Genomic DNA, 17,701 nt, shown 5'->3' with positions numbered 1-17,701 from the left:
GTGCGCCAATGGTAGTGTGGCATTCGCCATGTGAGAGTAGGTCATCGCCAGACCCCAATCAAAAAAAGCCCTTCTCATGAAGGGCTTTTTTATTTGTAAAGTCTCAGCCTACTTTTTTGTTCTCAATCTATCCATCCAACGACTCTTCTTGTCTTAAAAATTTCGGTTCATGTATTACGCATGATAATTCAGGCTCTACGTACTCTTCTCATTGAGTGGATTATAACGACGGAATATCGACAAAAATATGTCAGCCAAGTTTATAAGATGGCGTTTAGAGCTTTAGTGATGACAAGAAATAAGATGGACGCCTCCCTCATCAGAAACTGATGAGGGAGTGAGAAATAATTAGCTGGCTTGTTTGAAGGCAATGACATTTTCAGGCATTACTTGTGTTTGTTGCTGCATGGCTTGTAGTCTGTCATCTTTTTCTTGCCATATCTGGTTAATCCATTGTTGGAATTGGGTACGGAATTTCGCATCTTCCTCATAAGAGCCTACTTGTAACTCGCTAGGGATTGCGCGTTTTTGAATATGAATGTTAACGTTTTGGGTTTTGCCAGCCATAAAGTCCCAAAAACTTGGAATTCCATCGGGATAGTCAATGGTGACATCGACTAGCGTATCAATTCGCTCATTCATAATATTTAAGGCATAAGCAATCCCTGCGGCTTTAGGTTTGAGCAGGTGTTTATAAGGCGACTGTTGTTGCTTGTGTTTAGCAGTGGTAAAACGTGTTCCTTCTAGAAAGTTCATGATAGAAACAGGTGTGTGTTTGAATTTCTCACAGGCTTGTCGTGTCGTTTCTAAATCTTTTCCTTTTAATTCAGGATGTTTAGCAAGAAATTCTTTGCTATAGCGTTTCATAAAAGGAAAGTCTAATGCCCACCAGCATAAACCTATGACAGGTACATAAATTAATTCTTGTTTGAGGAAGAATTTAAGCATTGGAGCACGACGGTTAAATATTTTTTGCAGGACAAAAATATCAGCCCATGATTGATGGTTAGCAATAACCATATACCAACCATCGTAATTAATATCGGCAAGTTCGCCAGTAATGTGATACTGCGTATCTTGCGTTTTTTCTAAGTAATAGCTGTTAATACCAATCCACGTTTCGGCAATTTTAATACAACCTTGAGTAGAGGCTTTTTGTAATTGTTGGATAGGGAGTAACTTGGCTGCCGCTAAACTAAATAGTGGCGTGGATAAACCGATAGTATTTACGGCAAGTGCACCCACATTGAGAGACCCTTTAAGCAGGGTAGGTAGTTTTTTTAACATGAAAGCCCCCAATAACGTGCAGGTAAATGAATAGAAAAGAGTCTAACATTGTTAATATACAGTTGTATATTAAATTCTGATGAACAAGCATTGGCCAACTGCGACAAAAATTGCCAAACGCAGTAACGTTGTTGGGAGCAATATGCTATAACTGAAGAGCAAAGGATGCGCATTTAGCAAAGGATTGAGCGATGAAAATAGTGTTTGTGTTATTTAGTTTGTGTGTATTCAATAGCGCGTACGGTCAAACCAATTTGTATCGTTGGCAAGATGAACAAGGACAATGGCATTTTGGCGATGAGGCAAGTCGACAAATGCGTGCGGCAGAGCCTGTCACTATGGCGCCTGAAACACAAAATGTTGTCAAAACGAAAGTGATTAAACTACCTAAAATTAAACCAGAAAAAAATACTAAAGTACGCCAAAAAATCAAAGATGATGTAGAGATGTCGATGCGAGAACGTAAAGAGTGGTGCCATAAAGAAAAACAACGTCTTTATTTGCAGGGCTTAAGAGCAGAAGAAAAATGTCAATACGATCGTGAATGTGTGAGAGCGGTAAAATGGTGACAGAAAAAAATAGCATGGTGAAGTATGTCATTGCTGAGCGCCATGTGGTTGCCAAAATGAAAGCGGGTGATGTGCGTTTAGTAAAGCTACAGATTGGCTTACCAGAACCTGTCGAGGGACGTTGGCAATCCGAGATTGCATTAGATGGTTTGTATCCTAATGTTGTCAAAGTCCCAGGTGTAGATTCGTTTCAATGCCTAAACTTGGCCTTTGGCGTAGTGCGTACGGCTTTAGAAAAATTTGTGGAGTCGGGTGGACAACTCTACTGGCGAGATGGTTCTGGCCCTTTGGGTTTAGCGGATATTTTTTCATGACACAACCGATTGTTAACGGTATTTATCGTCACTATAAAGGTAAAGATTATCGCGTGCTTGCCGTGGCTAGACACAGCGAAACCGAAGAATATATGGTGGTATATCATTTACTGTATGGTGACTTTTCGTATTGGGTGCGCCCATTAGCCATGTTTACAGAAAATATAGTGATTGACGGGGTTGAACAAGCCCGTTTTGTCTTACTAAAAGCAGACGAGCCAATCTCTGCTGTGGCGTTGAAGCACCATGAATGATAGGTGATACATCATTAGTGACTGTTAATATTGTGCGTGTGAGCGGCGTTACTACTAAAGATATCCATGTGATAAATAGATGGCGATTGCCAAGTACCTATATAACAAAAGACGATAATAAGAGAGAGTGAATTATGCAAGGCCATATTTCGGGAACTTATGTGCGCTTGTTATTTGAGTGGTTAAATGACCGAGGTCATCATGCTGAACATGTGTTACAGCGTCCTTGTCCTGAGCTTGATGAGCGTATCCGTATTCCTTTTGAAGATTGGCGCGCGATGTTAGAGCGTACCTATCAAGTCACCCATGACCCATTTTTTGGTTTAGACGTCGGTAGCCGCATTACGCCGCGTCATTTGGGGGTCTTGGGTTATGTCTCTTATTCGTGCAATACCTTAGGTGAAGCCTTATTGCGCTTGCAGCGTTTTGAAGACCTTGTGCATGCAGTCAATGACCTCAAAGTGAGCTTTGAGGGCGACTTGGTACTGTTACAATGGGGCGCTGAGTTGGGCGTGACAGGCGAGTTTGCTGACCAAACGGCGCAATCCGTTTTGGTAAGTTATGTGCGTTATTTGATTTCACCTGAGTTTTCGCCTGTATGGATGAGCTTTATCAATCCCACACCTAGCTCGGTTAAGCCTTATGAGGATTTCTTTCGTTGTCCTGTGCGCTTTGAATCAAACTATACGACAATGGCGTTTCCCGCTTTATGGTTAGCCAAGCCTGTTGCCAAACCTGACCCTGTATTACGCGACATTCTGGACAGACAAGCCGAAAATCTATTACAGCAATTACCTGCCAATGACGAATTTGTGGATGCCTTGCGTCATGCGATTCATGCTGCCATTCATGCTGCAACACCCAATTTAGATGTCGTGGCTATGCGTATGCACTGTTCACCGCGTACTTTACAACGTCGCTTAGATGAGCGTGGTTTGAAGTTTCAAGTGTTATTGGATGACGCACGCTTACAGTTAGCCAAGCGTTATTTGAGTAAAGCAGGCACTTCGTTGAGTGAAATCGCCTTATTGTTGGGCTATGCCGAGCAGAGTGCCTTTAACCATGCTTTTAAGCGCTGGACAGGAGTAACCCCTAAGGTATGGCGTGAAAAAAATGCCGCTATTGTGGCAAGCTGGTAAGAAAAATCACACCTGCTAGATAGCTGTTGACACTGATATAAATCAGGCGCACATCCATTGCTTGTGTTTGATGCAGTTGATTGTAGGCAGCGGGGATGTTAATACCCAATTCCTGCATCAACGGCAAGTTGCCTAATGCAATAATGCGGCCATCAACTAAACCCGTCAAACCATATCCTTGATAGGTTTGAAACTCACTGACGGGTTTAATCGGTAACTGCCGTTTTTGTGCTTCGTGAACAATCGCTTGAGACAGTGGGTGGCTACTACCTTGCGCCAAACTCGCCGCTACATGCAACACCACTTCACTACTAAATCCTGTTCTCACCTGCAGTTCGCTAAAAACAATCTCTGTTGTTTTGAGTGTAGGTGATGATGCGTTTATGACTGGCTTAACTTTATGCTGTTTGGCTAAGTACCAAATAAGACCGATTATCATGGCCACAAGAACAGCAATCAATAAATAAACTGGGGAGTTAATAACACTAAGTTGCATAAAGGTATGGTAGTTGAATCGTGATAATCAAAACCCTAACGGGAAAAGAGATGTACTTAAACGGTCTTTGTGAATTCAGAATTTTAAGCGCATATAGCCACTATAACAGAGACTGTGCGCAAAGGCATGAATTCATACATGAAATATGCGCTATGAATGAGCGAATAAAAAAGGCGAACTTCAGTTCGCCTTTTGCATGTCATTAACGACGTACCCACTCTTGGCTAGCGCGGCGTGGTCGTTGTTCGCTAACAACCTCGCTACTGGCCGTACGACGTGGTTTGTCGTGTAAGGGACGACGTTCATCACGGGCTGGACGTGCACCAAAATCACGAGAGTTTTCGCTAAAACGTCGGGGCTGTTCACGGTTAAACTGATTCCCGTTTGCCTCATCACGTCCTTGGAAGCGTGCTGGACGACGTGTACGTTCAGTCTCACTGTTGAAAGCAGGCGCTTGGTTATCTTCAAAACGACGCGGGCCACGGCCTGCCTCACGACGAGGGGCTTCGTTGCGATAAGGCTCACGCTCTAAGCTGTTGCCTTGAAAGTAATTTGACTCTGCAGGACGGTCAAAACGTTCGGTACGAGCTGTAGAGCGGGCTTCAAAGCGTGGAGCATCGTCAAATTGACGACGTACGGGACGCTCTTCGAAACGTTCACGTTGCGGTGCTGGACGGTCATCTTGACGGAACGCACGGTCTTCAATACGACCATCACGACGACCACCACCACCGCTGTTAGTGCGGCGTTCACGACGGTCATTACTCCAACGCTCTTTGTTACGACCAGCGCCATCACGACCAGCACCCATGCGTGGTTTGGGGGCACGTTGCGGTTCTAAGCCTTCAATTTCTACGACTTCAACGCGTATAGGCAGTAAACGCTCAATACGTTGCCACTTAAAGCGGTCACCATGTTGAATTAAATTGATAGCAACACCACTGCGGCCTGCACGGCCTGTACGGCCAATACGATGGATATAATCTTCGCCGTGTTTGGGTAAGCCATAATTGACCACGTGCGAAATAGACGGTACGTCAATGCCGCGTGCAGCCACATCAGTTGCTACTAACACTTTGATTTCACCACGACGTAAACCCTGTAAGGTACGATTACGCATAGATTGTTTCATATCACCGTGCAATGCACTGGCGGCATAACCTTTGTCACTTAAATCATCGGCCAATAAATCGGCTTCGGCTTTGGTCGCTGTGAAGATAATCATTTGTTGTAAATCATCTTCATTGCTTAATAAGTGGTCTAATAATTTATCTTTATGATTGCTGTCATCGACATAATGCACACGTTGTTCAATACGTTTGTAGTCCATTTGCTCTTGAGCAATCGCAACACGTACGGGGTCATTTAACATTTCTGCGGCTAATTCACCCGTACGGCCATCTAAGGTTGCCGAAAACATGAGGGTTTGACGCGTTTCGGGGGTTTGCCCCACAATCGCATCAATATCATCAGCAAAGCCCATGTCTAACATGCGGTCGGCTTCATCAAAGACCAACATAGATAATTCACTCAAATCAATACGACCTGAGTTCATGTGGTCTAATAAACGACCTGGTGTTGCCACTAAAATGTCAGGCATTTTGGCTAACATTTCTAACTGGCGAGGATAGGGCATCCCCCCGACAATACTGGCACAAATGGTACGACGTAAATATTTATCAAATTGGGTAGTTGCAGATGTCACTTGTTGTGCGAGTTCCCGCGTGGGAGTCAACACAATTAAGTGTGGGCGTGCAGGGGCAGGACGTGGGCGACGACCTTTAGTCCGTGGTGCTGTATTAATTTTTTCGGGTAAGGGTTTTTGCGAAATGAGTTGTAACGCAGGCAACATAAAGGCGGCGGTTTTGCCAGACCCTGTTTGGCTGGACACTAATAGGTCACGGCCAGCTAAAAACGCAGGAATGGCTTGAGCTTGCACGGGGGTAGGCTTTTTGAAATTTAATTCATCCAAGGCTTTAATCAAGGCTGGATGTAAACCTAATGCAGCAAATTCATTTTCAAGAATAATTTCAGAGGCAGCAGTAGTAGACGTAGACAAAGGCAATGCATCATGAGCAGTGGTCATGTTAAAACTTCTATAGTGAGAAGACCCGATGAGGCGGGCAAAAGGCTAACGGCTAGGTGCATAAACACACGCAATCGCTGATTCGGTCAAGAAAAAGCAGACTGACAAGTTAGAACCCTCATATGACGAATGCATTTTTGCATTGCAATGACTTATCTGCTCGGCAAACAAGCCTAAGCGCAGAGGTTCTAAAATAGATGGTGTTGTCCTAATGTGGTGTTAGCCACTCAGGCTTCGACGCCAATCACTAAGACCGATATGACAAGTGTCGTCATACGGAGAGGTGTACAGGGGCTTAAATGACAGTGTACTTTGGGATGATATTGCTCAAAATAAGCAGCAGACGGCCATCAAAAGATGGGTCAATATCCTGAAGTCGTTAAACACTGAAGGCAGCCCGTCAGAACAGGATAAACCTGCAAGACTTTACAATAGATCGGAGGCGAGGCTTTCATGCGTATTGTACGCGGCGCGGATTATATAGGGCTTTTTGATAAAAGGATAGGGCTAATTTTCACAAAGCCAAATTAAACCAGATTGGCGCGTATTGGCTTTGTGTAATGCGAGAAGTTATCGTGGTGCTTCAAAAAAAACATACGCCGTACTGTAGTCACTGATTTCAAAATAGACCTTCTTTTCGGTACTTTCAACGACCATATTTAAATTTTCATCTAAAACGCCATACCCATAACGGTAGGGACGAATGACGCCATCTTCGGTACCTGTTGCGGTACTCAACTTATCTACTTGAATAAAACGTCGAACTAACTTATCGCCTGCATAAATTTCTAATACGCCGTTGGTGCCTGTCCAGTTTTGTAAACTACGACTGATTTTATTTTGCTGCTCTTGTGAGCATGCACTGATTAAACCAAGACTGACTAGACATAAGACGAGTTTTTTCATGATGAAGTTGAACCTATAAAAATACGACTTAGTCGGCCAATGTAACGCGAATGGAGCAAAAAAACATGCGTCATTTTGTACTGTCGTCTGCGCGTATGACAGTGATTGTGGTAAAAGCAGTATCTAAAACGCATTCTTTGCGTAAAAAACTGGCATCTGTATACGCCTCATGTTATCTAACGAGAAATCATAGTGGCTATTTTTAGTAAAGAGATGAACGAATGCCTAAACCGATTCTACATTTTGCGCATGCTAATGGTATTCCTTCGGCGTGTTATCGCAAATTATTAAATGAGTTAGCGCGAGATTATCAAGTGGTGACCTTGCCATTACTCGGTACTGACCCACGTTATCCCATTGATGCCCACTGGAGTCATTTAATCGAGCAGGTGACGGATTCTATTTTGCGACAAAGTGATGGACGACAAGTGTATGTCTTGGGACATTCATTAGGTGCAATGACCAGTTATATGGCGGCACATAAATACCCTGATTTGTTCAAGGGGTTAGTGATGCTTGACCCGCCGTTAATTAATGGTTTGGGTGCCTATTTGCTCCATGCTGCAAAATTATTAGGACTGGATGAAAATATGACCCCTGCGGCTAAAAGTAAAAATCGGCGTGAGGTTTGGCCTAGCCGTACGGAGGCAGCCGCTAGCCTAAGACATAAAGCGTTATTTAAGACTTTTGATGCAGAATGTTTTGCGGATTATATTCAATACGGTTTAACCGATTGCCCCGAAGGTGTACGTTTGACGATTCCTGCCGCGACAGAAGTCGCCATTTTTCGTCATACACCCAGTAATCCGTGGCGTTATCGACACCGTCTTAAAGTCCCTGCGGCGATTGTGGTAGGCAAAGAAAGTCATTTTGCAAAAACAGGTTGTCCTGAGCGTTTGGCTAAACAACAACCTGTCAAGTTAATCTATACCGATGGTGGCCATATGTTTCCGTTAGAGCATCCACTGGCGACCGCCGCTTTAGTCCGCAAGACCTTTATTGAACTTGCAAGCTAAGTCTATGATGGTTTAGTCTATAGACAGCACCTGAGAAAGTCTGGTTTGACTTGTTATTCAAGTTATTGGGTAGGCTAGAGTTCCCACTAGCGGCCATGAGCTCAGGTGCTGATTAACTTGTATTAGGCTTTGATTAAACTCAAAAATTCATTACGCGTTTGTGCGTTATCACGAAAACGACCCAACATCACCGAGCTGCTCATCACCGAGTTTTGTTTTTCTACGCCTCGCATCATCATACACATGTGTTTGGCTTCAATAATCACACCGACACCTTTAGCACCAGTCACTTGTTGAATCGCATCGGCAATCTGTTTAGTTAAGTTTTCTTGAATTTGCAAACGACGGGCAAACATATCCACAATACGTGCCACTTTTGATAAACCAAGGACGTTACCATCAGGTAAATACGCAACATGGCATTTGCCAATAAATGGCAGTAGATGATGTTCGCATAACGAATACAGCTCAATATCTTTAACAATCACCATTTGGTCGTTATCAGAAGGGAAAATCGCATTATTGACAATGGTATTGAGGTCTTCTGTATACCCTTTACATAAGTATTGAAAGGCTTTAGCCGCACGCTTAGGCGTATCAAGTAAACCCGCACGATTAAGGTCTTCGCCGACAGCCGTGATGATGTTAGCGTATGCTTGTTCCATGGTTACACTCTCGGTCAGATAAAGGTAATAAAAAAATGTATAGGGGCTGTTGATATTTTACGTGTGAGCCACGTTGCTGATAAAAATTGACTCAGGCAAGGCACAAAACGCAGTTAATAGTCGTTCTATTGGCCTGTTTTGTCACGTAGAATGAGCCAATTTTTAACGCAATCCACAGGGAAAAAGCTATTTTTTGAGGCTACGTTGTTGTTCATCGCTTATTTAGAATAACCAAACTACGCGCTTCACGCCGTGTATCCTCTAAAAAATACCCTCTTTCGCAACCACAATCAAAACGTCAACAGAACCTAGTATCATAGTCCAAGCGCTGTATACGATTGAGGGCAGAACCTTAGCCTAATCTTATCGGATGGTAAAGACTACAGCGATAGATTTTGTCTTGGACAAAACCTGCGAATCACTGTCGTTGGTGCAGGCTGAAGCAAAACATCAATCAGGTGCTGTGGATAGTATGTCTGATGAGGCATTGGTAGGTGTCTGTGCCGATTTCTGATAGAGGTGAATGAGTTTAAGAATCAGGTCATTTAACATTAAAGGTTTAGTCAGATAATCGCTCATCCCTGCTGCTAGACATTTTGCTTGATATTCAGGTAATGCATGGGCGGTTAAGGCAATAATGGGAATAGGGGATAGACTATTTTCGGCTTCCCATGCTCTAATTTTTCGGGTGGCAGCAATACCATCTAAAATAGGCATTTCGCAGTCCATCAGAATCACATCAAATGCGTCATGTTGTTTGCTAATCAGGGCAAATGCCTCTTCACCGTTATGTGCCAGTATGGGGTCTATACCTAATTGTTTAATCAATGAGCTGAGTACCAATTGGTTAACCGCATTATCTTCTGTTAATAAAACCCGTAATTTACCCAGTTCTAACCACGGTAATGCAGGTAGAATGGGGTTGGTCATGGTGAGAATTTCGGTGCTTAATTTACAAGGTAATAATAAAATAAAGCTCGTGCCTTCACCGATTTTACTCTGAACATGAATGCTCCCGCCCATTAACTCAATAAGCTGCTTACTAATCGCCAAACCTAAACCCGTGCCGCCATATTTACGCGTAATGGATGGGTCGGCTTGATGAAAGGCAGAAAATAAATGTTCAATCTGATGTTTAGTCAGACCAATCCCTGTGTCACTAATAATAATTTGTACTTGTACTGTCTTTATATTGATTTGTACCACTCGTTTGGCTTGTAGTTTGACAGTGCCTTTGGGGGTAAATTTTAAGGCATTACTCAATAAGTTAAATAAAATTTGTCGTAAACGGGTGGGGTCGCTTTCTATCCATTGGGGTAAGTCTGAATCAATTTCACACAACAGTTGTACAGGCTTTGCTTCAGTATTAGCCGATAAAATATCGTAAACACTAGAAATCAGTTTAGGTAAATTAAAGCTGGTGGCTTCTAAGCTAATATTGCCAGAATTGATTTTGGAGTAATCTAAAATATCATCAATAATATTCAGTAGTAATTTACCTGAGCTATTTAGTAGCTGAGTATATTGGCGTTGAGAGTGATTTAAGTCGGTAGATTCTAATAATTGAGTTACCCCCATAACGGCATTCATTGGGGTTCTAATTTCATGGCTCATACGGGCTAGAAATTCGGTTTTAGCGGCACTCTCGGCTCTGGCTAATAACATTTCTTGTTCTTGATAGTCTCGTTCTTGCTGTAGGGTTTTTAGGCGTTGTGCTAAGGCAATTGACAGTAAAATTTGTTGTACGGCGAATGCAACTTGTGCGCCCAGTAAGGTATGCGCAATATCGGAGCCACCCATGTGCATCATTAAAATCATGGCAGCACCGATGAATAGTAGTAAGCCCCACGCTAAAATAAACAATCGGGCTTGCGCTAAACCATCATGCCAACGTTTAATACCGACTAAAAATAAGGAAATAATAACCAATAAGCCAATCAAGGAATTAGCCGTTGCAATATAGGGAGTAGGCAGCCAAATATGTAAAAATGCAAATAATGCTAAAATAATAGCAGACCATTTTAGTGTTTTATGTAATCTGGGAAGTGCTTTAGTATTTAAATAGCTACGAGCAAATAACGTGCCTGTAGCCAGTGATAAAAATGAAAAACTATAGACAGAGTAATTATTCCACGTAGTTGCTGTTGGCCAAAATTGATATAGAGACCCTTGCTCGGTGGCAAAAAATAGCAAGGTACACAGCACATAGCCAATATAAATAAGTTGTACTTTTTCTTTGGTTAAAATCAATAACAGAAAGTGATAGCAACATAGCCCAATCACAATGCCATAACAAATCCCAATTAAGGTATCTTCACGGGTATCTGTTTTGATAAACATGGGGAAGGAGCTTAATCGTAAGGGTAAATAATAGTTACCTGTGGTTTCTGCTCTTACATAATAGGTGAGATTAAATTCGGGCGGTACAGCGAAAGGAATGGCTAAGGTTCTGGTTTCTAATAAGCGAGTATTATAAGCGACATTGTCGCCAATCGCCTGTTTTTTATAATGTTGGCCATCTGGCTGATAAAACTCTATCGTGTCAAATATATTAAAATTGCTGGATAATACTAAATCAATATGCGTAGACGATTGATTCTGAATTTGCCAACGAAACCAGCAACTGGGTTGACGAAAACCAAATGAAATTTCATCACGTTGGAGTGGGTGAAACTTTACCTGCTGAATAGTGTCTATGGTATGTGTATGAGACGGGTCACAGACATAGTCTACATAAGTGGCGAGGCGGACTTTACTAAAATCCGAGTTGATGAGCAGCGTTTGTTGTGCATAGCTTTGGCTGAAACCAAATAGCCATAACAAAAGCCATAACATAACAAATAGAAAATTTGGACGATGCTCACACATGCGTGGCAACAGCATATACCTCATTGATAGCATTTCCTTGTCATGTGATACATACCTTGCCTATCTTCATCACGCAGGAGCTGAGTGTGACTAGCGCGTCGTTTCGGCTTTTTTATTTTCTTTCTTTAATAGCACTAAAACTGCCCCGTTACCACCCTCTTTTGCGGGGGCGCTATGAAAAGCTAAGACCGCGCGGTGTTGTTGTAGCCAACCATTGACACAGGTTTTTAATAAGCCCGACTGAGGACTGTTGCCATAACCTTTACCATGGACAATTTTAATAATATGGATACCTTCGGCTTGTGCATCATAAATCAGTTGTAAAATCGCTTGGCGAGCTTGCTCCACCGTACAGCCGTGTAAGTCAACTGCCGCTTTCCATATCAAATGGCCGTCTTTCAATTTCTTAAACACGCTTTGTTGAATCCCGATACGTCTAAAGCTCAAAATCGCTTCACTGGCAACAGGATTGAGTAAAGCGACCGTATCAGAAAGTGCTTCGTAGGGCGTATCGGCAGCACCTTCGGCAGCAGCGCGGCGGGCAATGATATTGGTGTCCCATGCAACATGCCTTGGTTTTATGGGTGGCGCTTTGACCTCGGTGATTAATCGTTTTACGCCCTGAGTGGCTTGGGCAAATAGGGTGGCTTCATCAACATCGTCATTGTATAAATGTGACTTGGTAGGGGCATTGACAGGCGATGGCTTAGGCTCTGCGGCGAGTTTTTCTTGCACTAATTGTTTCTTAAAGTCAGAGAGAAGTTTTTTATTCATAACGACCATTCATACGCGATATTATCGCCATAGTATACAATCGCTTGGCCTTAACCTATATGTTTATTTACGGCGAAATCACTACTGGGCAATTAAGACTGCTACAATTAGCGGTTTTATTGTTAGTTACTTTGACTTATTTTCTGTGAGGACGTGGGCGTGGAAGACACCCTGTTAATACCGAGTACCACCTTTGCTGAGGCGGTTGCCGAATTATCAAGCATTCGTGATTTTATCCGTTTTACTGTCACGTGTTTGCGTGCGGCTGATGTGCATATTGGTCATGGTAGCGAAGACCCTTTTGCCGAAGCTAGTGCTTTGGTAATGCAAAGTTTGTCATTGCAATGGTCGGCTGACCCCGAAATTTTAGATGCCAAATTGTTGACTAGCGAAAAACAAGCCATTGTTGAGTTAATCGACAAACGTGTTAATCAGCGTATTCCTTTAGGCTATTTATTAAATTTAGCCTATTTTTGTGGTCATCCCTTTTATGTTGATGAACGTGTGCTTATTCCACGTTCTCCAATTGCCGAATTGATTGACAATGGTTTTCAAGATTATATTAATCAAGAGCCACAACGCATTTTAGATTTATGTACAGGTTCTGGGTGTATTGCTATTGCGTTGGCTTATGCCTTTCCTGATGCTATTGTTGATGGCACAGACATTTCTTTAGATGCTTTATCTGTCGCAGCGGTTAACGTTGAACATCATAACTTGATTGAAAATGTTAATTTGATTGAGTCTGACTTGTTTAGCAAATTACCTAATCAACGTTATGACTTAATTGTCAGCAATCCACCGTATGTTGATGCCCAAGATATGGCTGACTTACCTGATGAATATCAAAAAGAACCCGAATTAGCGTTAGCCGCAGGTGCGGATGGTTTAGATATTGTCCGTCAAATCTTGGCACAAGCCGCAGACCATTTAACAGACGATGGTTTGTTAGTCGTGGAAGTAGGTAACTCTGAATGGGCGTTAGCTCAAGAGTTTTCCGACGTGCCTTTTACATGGATTGATTTTGAGAAGGGTGGCTCTGGTGTGTTTGCGTTAACGGCGGAACAATGTCGTCAATATCAAGCAGTGTTTCAGGAGAGCTTATAAATGGCAGGTAATACTATCGGTCAATTATTTCGTGTCACTACCTTTGGTGAGTCACATGGTTTGGCATTAGGCGCGATTGTGGATGGTGTGCCACCGAATTTGTCACTCACCGAAGCTGACTTACAACTGGATTTAGACCGCCGTAAACCCGGTACGTCACAGTTTGCTACACAGCGTAAAGAAGAAGACCAAGTTAAAATTTTATCAGGCGTGTTTGAAGGCAAAACCACAGGTACGCCGATTGGTTTATTAATCGAAAACACCGACCAAAAGTCTAAAGATTACGGCAATATCGCCACAACGTTTAGACCCGGCCATGCCGATTATACCTATAGCCAAAAATACGGTTTTAGAGATTATCGGGGTGGCGGTCGTTCTTCTGCGCGCGAAACAGCGATGCGTGTTGCCGCAGGTGGCATTGCCAAAAAATATTTATTTGAAAAGTTTGGCATTGTCATTCGTGGTTTTGTGCAACAAATTGCCCATATTAAAGCCACTGAATTAGATTGGGATTATGTCAATCAAAATCCTTTCTTTTGTGGTGATAAAAATGCTGTGCCTAAGTTTGAAGAATTAATTACTCAATTACGCCGTGATGGCACAAGCTGTGGCGCACGTTTATGTGTGGTTGCAGATAATGTGCCTGTGGGTTGGGGTGAGCCAGTTTTTGACCGTTTAGATGCCGATATTGCCCACGCAATGATGAGCATTAATGCGGTGAAAGCGGTCGAAATTGGTGATGGTTTTGCGGTTGTTGAACAGTTTGGCCATGAAGCCCGTGATGAGTTAACCCCACAAGGCTTTACCGCGAATCATTCAGGTGGTGTGTTAGGTGGCATTTCGAGTGGTCAACAAATTGTCGTGTCGATTGCCCTTAAACCCACATCCAGTATTACCACCGCAGGTAAAAGTATTGATTTGCAAGGTAATCCGATAGAAATGCTGACCAAAGGTCGACATGACCCTTGTGTGGGTGTGCGCGCCACGCCGATTGCCGAAGCGATGTTAGCGATTGTATTGATGGATCACTTTTTGCGTCATCGTGCGCAGAATGCCGATGTGGTGATGCCGTTAAAACCAATTGCACCTTAAAAAACTTTCCCTCCCCTCATTTAGGGGAGGATTAGCGAGAGTAGAAAGATACTAGTTATTTTTAATACTCTGCCATGCAGCATCTGCCAAAATCTCTTTATATGCTTCTAATGTCGTTTTCGTTCGTCCTGCTAACCAATGACGTGCGTAGTCATGGGTTGCACCAATAATTAAGGCAGACATCAGCGGGGGGGCAAATAGTTTAATACTGCCCGCTAAAACATGTGGTCTAAACCACGTCTCTATAAACTGATAAAACACTTTATTCTCTGCACTAAAGGTTTCGGCTGCCTTGCCATGTTTAACCGCTCCTCGATGATGAAAACAATAGCTCGCCCATGCAGGATTGTCAGTTATCCATTCGACGTTGGCATAGACAATCGCTTTAATACCTTGTTCAGCGGTTTGTGCGGCATTGACACGCTCGCGCAATAGCTGAGCGAATTGACGCATACCTTCAATAAATAGCGCGGCAGCAATCTCATCTTTTCCGCCAAAGTGATGGTAAATACTACCGACACTGGCATTGGATTCTTGGCGAATCATCTCAATCGTTGTGCCTTCGATACCGTATTTATCGAAACAAGCGAGAGCTGCCGCTAATATGGCTTGCGGGCGTGTTGGCGTAGTCATTTCGGTCATTGTGTTGGTCTAAAATAATATTCTAGAATTAAATTCTAGCTTAAATGGAGAAATGAGAGTGAATAATTTACAGTTATTTCGTTTTGCACAAAAATTACCCCTAGGTACACGGCTATTTAGCATCGCACTTAATCAAATAGCCCCTTATTTTGGCTCTATTCGCGCACATGTTGAACAACTTGAACCTAATTATGCCCGAGTTAGCCTAAAAAATAGAAGGTCTGTACAAAATCATTTGCAAACTGTACATGCAATTGCGATGTGTAACATGGCTGAATTGGCAGGGGGATTGCTGACGGATGTTTCTATTCCGCGAGGTAGCCGTTGGATTCCTTCGGGTATGACCGTGCGTTATCTCAAAAAGGCTAAAACTGATTTAGTAGCGGAGGCAAAAACCATTGATATTGATTGGTCACAAGCGAGTGACGTCATGGTGCCTATTGAAGTACGAGACGTTAACAAACAGCTAGTATTTACCGCACAAATTACCATGAATATAAAACACAAAAAACGCTAGCAATAAAAAAGCCCTCAAATTTGAAACTAATCCCGTGCATAAATCTGGCAAAAGTAAGCAGGGGCTTAGCCTAATAGGAGGGCTGTTTTTTATTTTAGTTAGACAAAATCAAAAATTACAGTAAACAAACGGTAAAAAATACTCAGTCCTTCACTCGGTATGGTGGGTAAAACGTACAGATAGCAATATAAGTCTCAAAGATAGTGATTGTTTACTAACGACGAGACGACATTTAGCGGCATAATTTGACCTTTATTTTGTTCAATAGACTCTAGTCATGAGTACAAGTTTGTATTGGCGTTTATCTCTTTTTTATTTTTTTTATTTTGCGGTGTTGGGCGGTTTTATGCCGTATTGGAGTTTGTACTTAAAACAGCTCCAGTTTGATGAAAAAGCCATTGGTCAGTTAATGGCAATAGGCATGTTAACCCGAATTTTTGCGCCAAATTTTTGGGGCTATTTAGCTGACAGCACAGGCAAGCGTATTGAGCTTGTGAGATTAGGTGCAAGCATGGTGGCGGTGTTTTGGGCAGGCATCTTTTTTGTGGGCAGTCATTTTTGGTTAATGGCCGCCGTATTGTTTGCCTATAGCTTTTTTCAAAATGCCATTTTAGCCCAATTTGAAGCAGTGACGATTGGTCATTTGCAAGAACAACGTGCCTTATATGGTCAAATTCGTTTATGGGGGTCATTGGGATTTATTGCCACGGTGGCTGGTTTTGGTTATTTATTAGATTTAATCAGTGTTAAATGGTTGCCGATTTTGTTGTTAATTTCGGCAATTGTTGCCGCTTTATGCAGTTATATTATTCCGAGGCCGCCGCAACAAACGCAAAGCAAACAACGTAAGCCTTTTTTGTATTTGTTAAAACAACCCTTATTGTGGAGTTTTTTTGCTGCCCATTTTTTGTTGCAATTGTCTCATGCGCCATATTACAGCTTTTTTAGTTTGTACTTAGAAGAACACCACTATAGCCGAAGCACGATTGGTTTGTTGTGGTCATTGGGCGTATTAGCGGAAGTCATTGCTTTTACCCAAACGCATCGTTTATTAGCCAAGTTTTCAGAGTTACAACTGATTATTGCTTGTTTGTTATTAGCAGCAGTACGTTGGTGGGTGATTGCGCTGGCGGTGGATGTACCGTGGTTATTGTGGACAGTGCAAACTTTTCATGCCTTTAGTTTTGCGGTGTTTCATGCAGTGGCGATGCAGTTTATTTTTAGAGAGTTTGATGCAGGCCAACAAGGGCAGGGGCAAGCGGTTTATAGTGCTTTATGGGGTTTAGGCGTCGCGATAGGTTCATGGTTGACAGGCATGGTTTGGGTAGCGTGGGGCGCAACATGGGTTTATAGCCTAGCTGCTGGGGTGTGTGTGTTTGCTGCGCTGATGATTGTGAAGATTTGGCAGCAACAAACACTGCAAAATTGATAAGTTATGATACTATGGGGGGTATATAAATTATAGGTGATTTACCATGAATAAGCCTGAAAATAAGCAACAAACAGAATTGTTAAAACGTCTTGCCCGCGTAGAGGGACAGATTCGTGGTATTCAAAAACTCATTCAACAACCTGATGCCGATTGCGAAAAGGTGTTGCAACAAATGACGGCTGCGCGTCGTGCTTTAGATAAGGCTTTTTTTGAGATGTTGGCCTGTGTGATTGAAAGCAATGTCTTGGATGAGCAACAAGGCGATGCGGCTCAACGGATGACAGAAGTCAAAGAGTTATTGACGCGGTATGCGTGAGGGGTAGTGTCGGTTGAGGCACGTTATATAAATTAAAAAAGCGCACTGAATGCAGTACGCTTTTTATCACTTAGCTTTTGTTTTTAAAGTCTTCAAAACGTTGTTTAGAGCCTTCTTCAGTACGGCGACCAAAGGCGTAATTAGATTCTAAATACATCGCATTTAAAATACTAAAACATACGGCCAAACCCAAACCTAACATCCAACTAAAGTACCACATA

Annotated in this window: 19 protein-coding genes; 10 read left to right on the top strand and 9 right to left on the bottom strand. The window is 42.6% G+C overall.

Annotated elements, in window-relative coordinates:
* Nucleotides 1-348 precede the first annotated feature (348 nt).
* Entirely contained in the window at nt 349-1,287 is a 939-nt protein-coding gene (locus C8N29_RS13520; protein WP_107866603.1) for an acyltransferase, read from the bottom strand.
* Between the two features lie 191 nt (nt 1,288-1,478).
* Between C8N29_RS13520 and C8N29_RS13515 the strand changes: the two genes are divergently transcribed.
* The 4 genes from C8N29_RS13515 (at nt 1,479) to C8N29_RS13500 (ending at nt 3,563) form a co-directional block, all read left to right on the top strand.
* Nucleotides 1,479-1,856, top strand: coding sequence for a DUF4124 domain-containing protein (locus tag C8N29_RS13515; protein WP_107866602.1), 378 nt, complete (start codon nt 1,479-1,481; stop codon nt 1,854-1,856).
* A complete protein-coding gene (locus tag C8N29_RS13510) occupies nt 1,850-2,170 on the top strand; it encodes a DUF6968 family protein (protein ID WP_107866601.1) in 321 nt (106 codons plus the stop codon). The genes C8N29_RS13515 and C8N29_RS13510 overlap by 7 nt, the downstream gene beginning before the upstream one ends.
* Nucleotides 2,167-2,424 carry a DUF1653 domain-containing protein gene (locus C8N29_RS13505; RefSeq protein WP_107866600.1) on the top strand — a complete coding sequence of 86 codons (258 nt, stop codon included), beginning with the start codon at nt 2,167-2,169 and terminating at the stop codon, nt 2,422-2,424. The genes C8N29_RS13510 and C8N29_RS13505 overlap by 4 nt, the downstream gene beginning before the upstream one ends.
* Before the next feature lie 134 nt (nt 2,425-2,558).
* Nucleotides 2,559-3,563 (top strand): AraC family transcriptional regulator, encoded by a 1,005-nt coding sequence (locus tag C8N29_RS13500; RefSeq protein WP_107866599.1) that lies wholly within the window; start codon nt 2,559-2,561, stop codon nt 3,561-3,563.
* On the opposite strand, the gene C8N29_RS13495 is transcribed toward C8N29_RS13500, so the two are convergent.
* From C8N29_RS13495 to C8N29_RS13485, 3 genes are all read right to left on the bottom strand, one after another.
* Complete coding sequence (locus C8N29_RS13495; RefSeq protein ID WP_146164473.1) at nt 3,544-4,002, bottom strand: HAD family hydrolase; 459 nt, start codon at nt 4,000-4,002, stop codon at nt 3,544-3,546. The genes C8N29_RS13500 and C8N29_RS13495 overlap by 20 nt on opposite strands.
* A 259-nt stretch (nt 4,003-4,261) precedes the next feature.
* The gene (locus C8N29_RS13490; RefSeq protein WP_107866597.1) at nt 4,262-6,145 is read right to left on the bottom strand and encodes a DEAD/DEAH box helicase; all 1,884 of its coding nucleotides are present in this window, start codon (nt 6,143-6,145) and stop codon (nt 4,262-4,264) included.
* 570 nt (nt 6,146-6,715) lie between these two features.
* Complete coding sequence (locus C8N29_RS13485; RefSeq protein WP_107866596.1) at nt 6,716-7,051, bottom strand: hypothetical protein; 336 nt, start codon at nt 7,049-7,051, stop codon at nt 6,716-6,718.
* Between the two features lie 221 nt (nt 7,052-7,272).
* Here C8N29_RS13485 and C8N29_RS13480 point away from each other — a divergent pair, with 221 nt between their 5' ends.
* Nucleotides 7,273-8,067: an alpha/beta fold hydrolase gene (locus C8N29_RS13480; protein WP_107866595.1), complete on the top strand. Its 795-nt coding sequence runs from the start codon at nt 7,273-7,275 to the stop codon at nt 8,065-8,067.
* Between the two features lie 122 nt (nt 8,068-8,189).
* Here C8N29_RS13480 and folE read toward each other — a convergent pair whose 3' ends face one another.
* The 3 genes from folE to C8N29_RS13465 all read right to left on the bottom strand — a co-directional run bounded on the left by folE (nt 8,190) and on the right by C8N29_RS13465 (nt 12,374).
* A complete protein-coding gene (gene folE / locus C8N29_RS13475; protein WP_107866594.1) occupies nt 8,190-8,732 on the bottom strand; it encodes a GTP cyclohydrolase I FolE in 543 nt (180 codons plus the stop codon).
* 450 nt (nt 8,733-9,182) lie between these two features.
* Complete coding sequence (locus tag C8N29_RS13470) at nt 9,183-11,624, bottom strand: hybrid sensor histidine kinase/response regulator (protein ID WP_170106994.1); 2,442 nt, start codon at nt 11,622-11,624, stop codon at nt 9,183-9,185.
* A 66-nt stretch (nt 11,625-11,690) separates the two neighbouring features.
* Nucleotides 11,691-12,374 (bottom strand): Smr/MutS family protein, encoded by a 684-nt coding sequence (locus tag C8N29_RS13465; RefSeq protein WP_239987171.1) that lies wholly within the window; start codon nt 12,372-12,374, stop codon nt 11,691-11,693.
* 159 nt (nt 12,375-12,533) lie between these two features.
* Here C8N29_RS13465 and prmB point away from each other — a divergent pair, with 159 nt between their 5' ends.
* Both prmB and aroC read left to right on the top strand, forming a co-directional pair.
* Complete coding sequence (gene prmB, locus C8N29_RS13460) at nt 12,534-13,481, top strand: 50S ribosomal protein L3 N(5)-glutamine methyltransferase (RefSeq protein WP_420836671.1); 948 nt, start codon at nt 12,534-12,536, stop codon at nt 13,479-13,481.
* A complete protein-coding gene (gene aroC / locus C8N29_RS13455; protein ID WP_107866591.1) occupies nt 13,482-14,573 on the top strand; it encodes a chorismate synthase in 1,092 nt (363 codons plus the stop codon).
* A 51-nt stretch (nt 14,574-14,624) separates the two neighbouring features.
* Here the strand turns inward: aroC and C8N29_RS13450 are convergent, their stop codons facing one another.
* Nucleotides 14,625-15,215 (bottom strand): TetR/AcrR family transcriptional regulator, encoded by a 591-nt coding sequence (locus C8N29_RS13450; RefSeq protein WP_107866590.1) that lies wholly within the window; start codon nt 15,213-15,215, stop codon nt 14,625-14,627.
* Between the two features lie 58 nt (nt 15,216-15,273).
* Between C8N29_RS13450 and C8N29_RS13445 the strand changes: the two genes are divergently transcribed.
* From C8N29_RS13445 to C8N29_RS13435, 3 genes are all read left to right on the top strand, one after another.
* The gene (locus tag C8N29_RS13445; protein WP_204509361.1) at nt 15,274-15,732 is read left to right on the top strand and encodes a hotdog fold domain-containing protein; all 459 of its coding nucleotides are present in this window, start codon (nt 15,274-15,276) and stop codon (nt 15,730-15,732) included.
* A 277-nt stretch (nt 15,733-16,009) separates the two neighbouring features.
* Nucleotides 16,010-17,161, top strand: coding sequence for an MFS transporter (locus C8N29_RS13440; protein ID WP_107866588.1), 1,152 nt, complete (start codon nt 16,010-16,012; stop codon nt 17,159-17,161).
* Nucleotides 17,162-17,207: 46 nt separating this feature from the next.
* Complete coding sequence (locus C8N29_RS13435) at nt 17,208-17,480, top strand: metal-sensing transcriptional repressor (protein WP_107866587.1); 273 nt, start codon at nt 17,208-17,210, stop codon at nt 17,478-17,480.
* Nucleotides 17,481-17,550: 70 nt separating this feature from the next.
* Here C8N29_RS13435 and cydX read toward each other — a convergent pair whose 3' ends face one another.
* A complete protein-coding gene (gene cydX, locus C8N29_RS13430; protein ID WP_107866586.1) occupies nt 17,551-17,700 on the bottom strand; it encodes a cytochrome bd-I oxidase subunit CydX in 150 nt (49 codons plus the stop codon).
* Between the last annotated feature and the right edge of the window lies 1 nt (nt 17,701).

Source organism: Agitococcus lubricus (assembly GCF_003051055.1).
GTDB lineage: Bacteria > Pseudomonadota > Gammaproteobacteria > Pseudomonadales > Moraxellaceae > Agitococcus > Agitococcus lubricus.
This window is presented reverse-complemented; position numbering and strand designations above follow the sequence as displayed.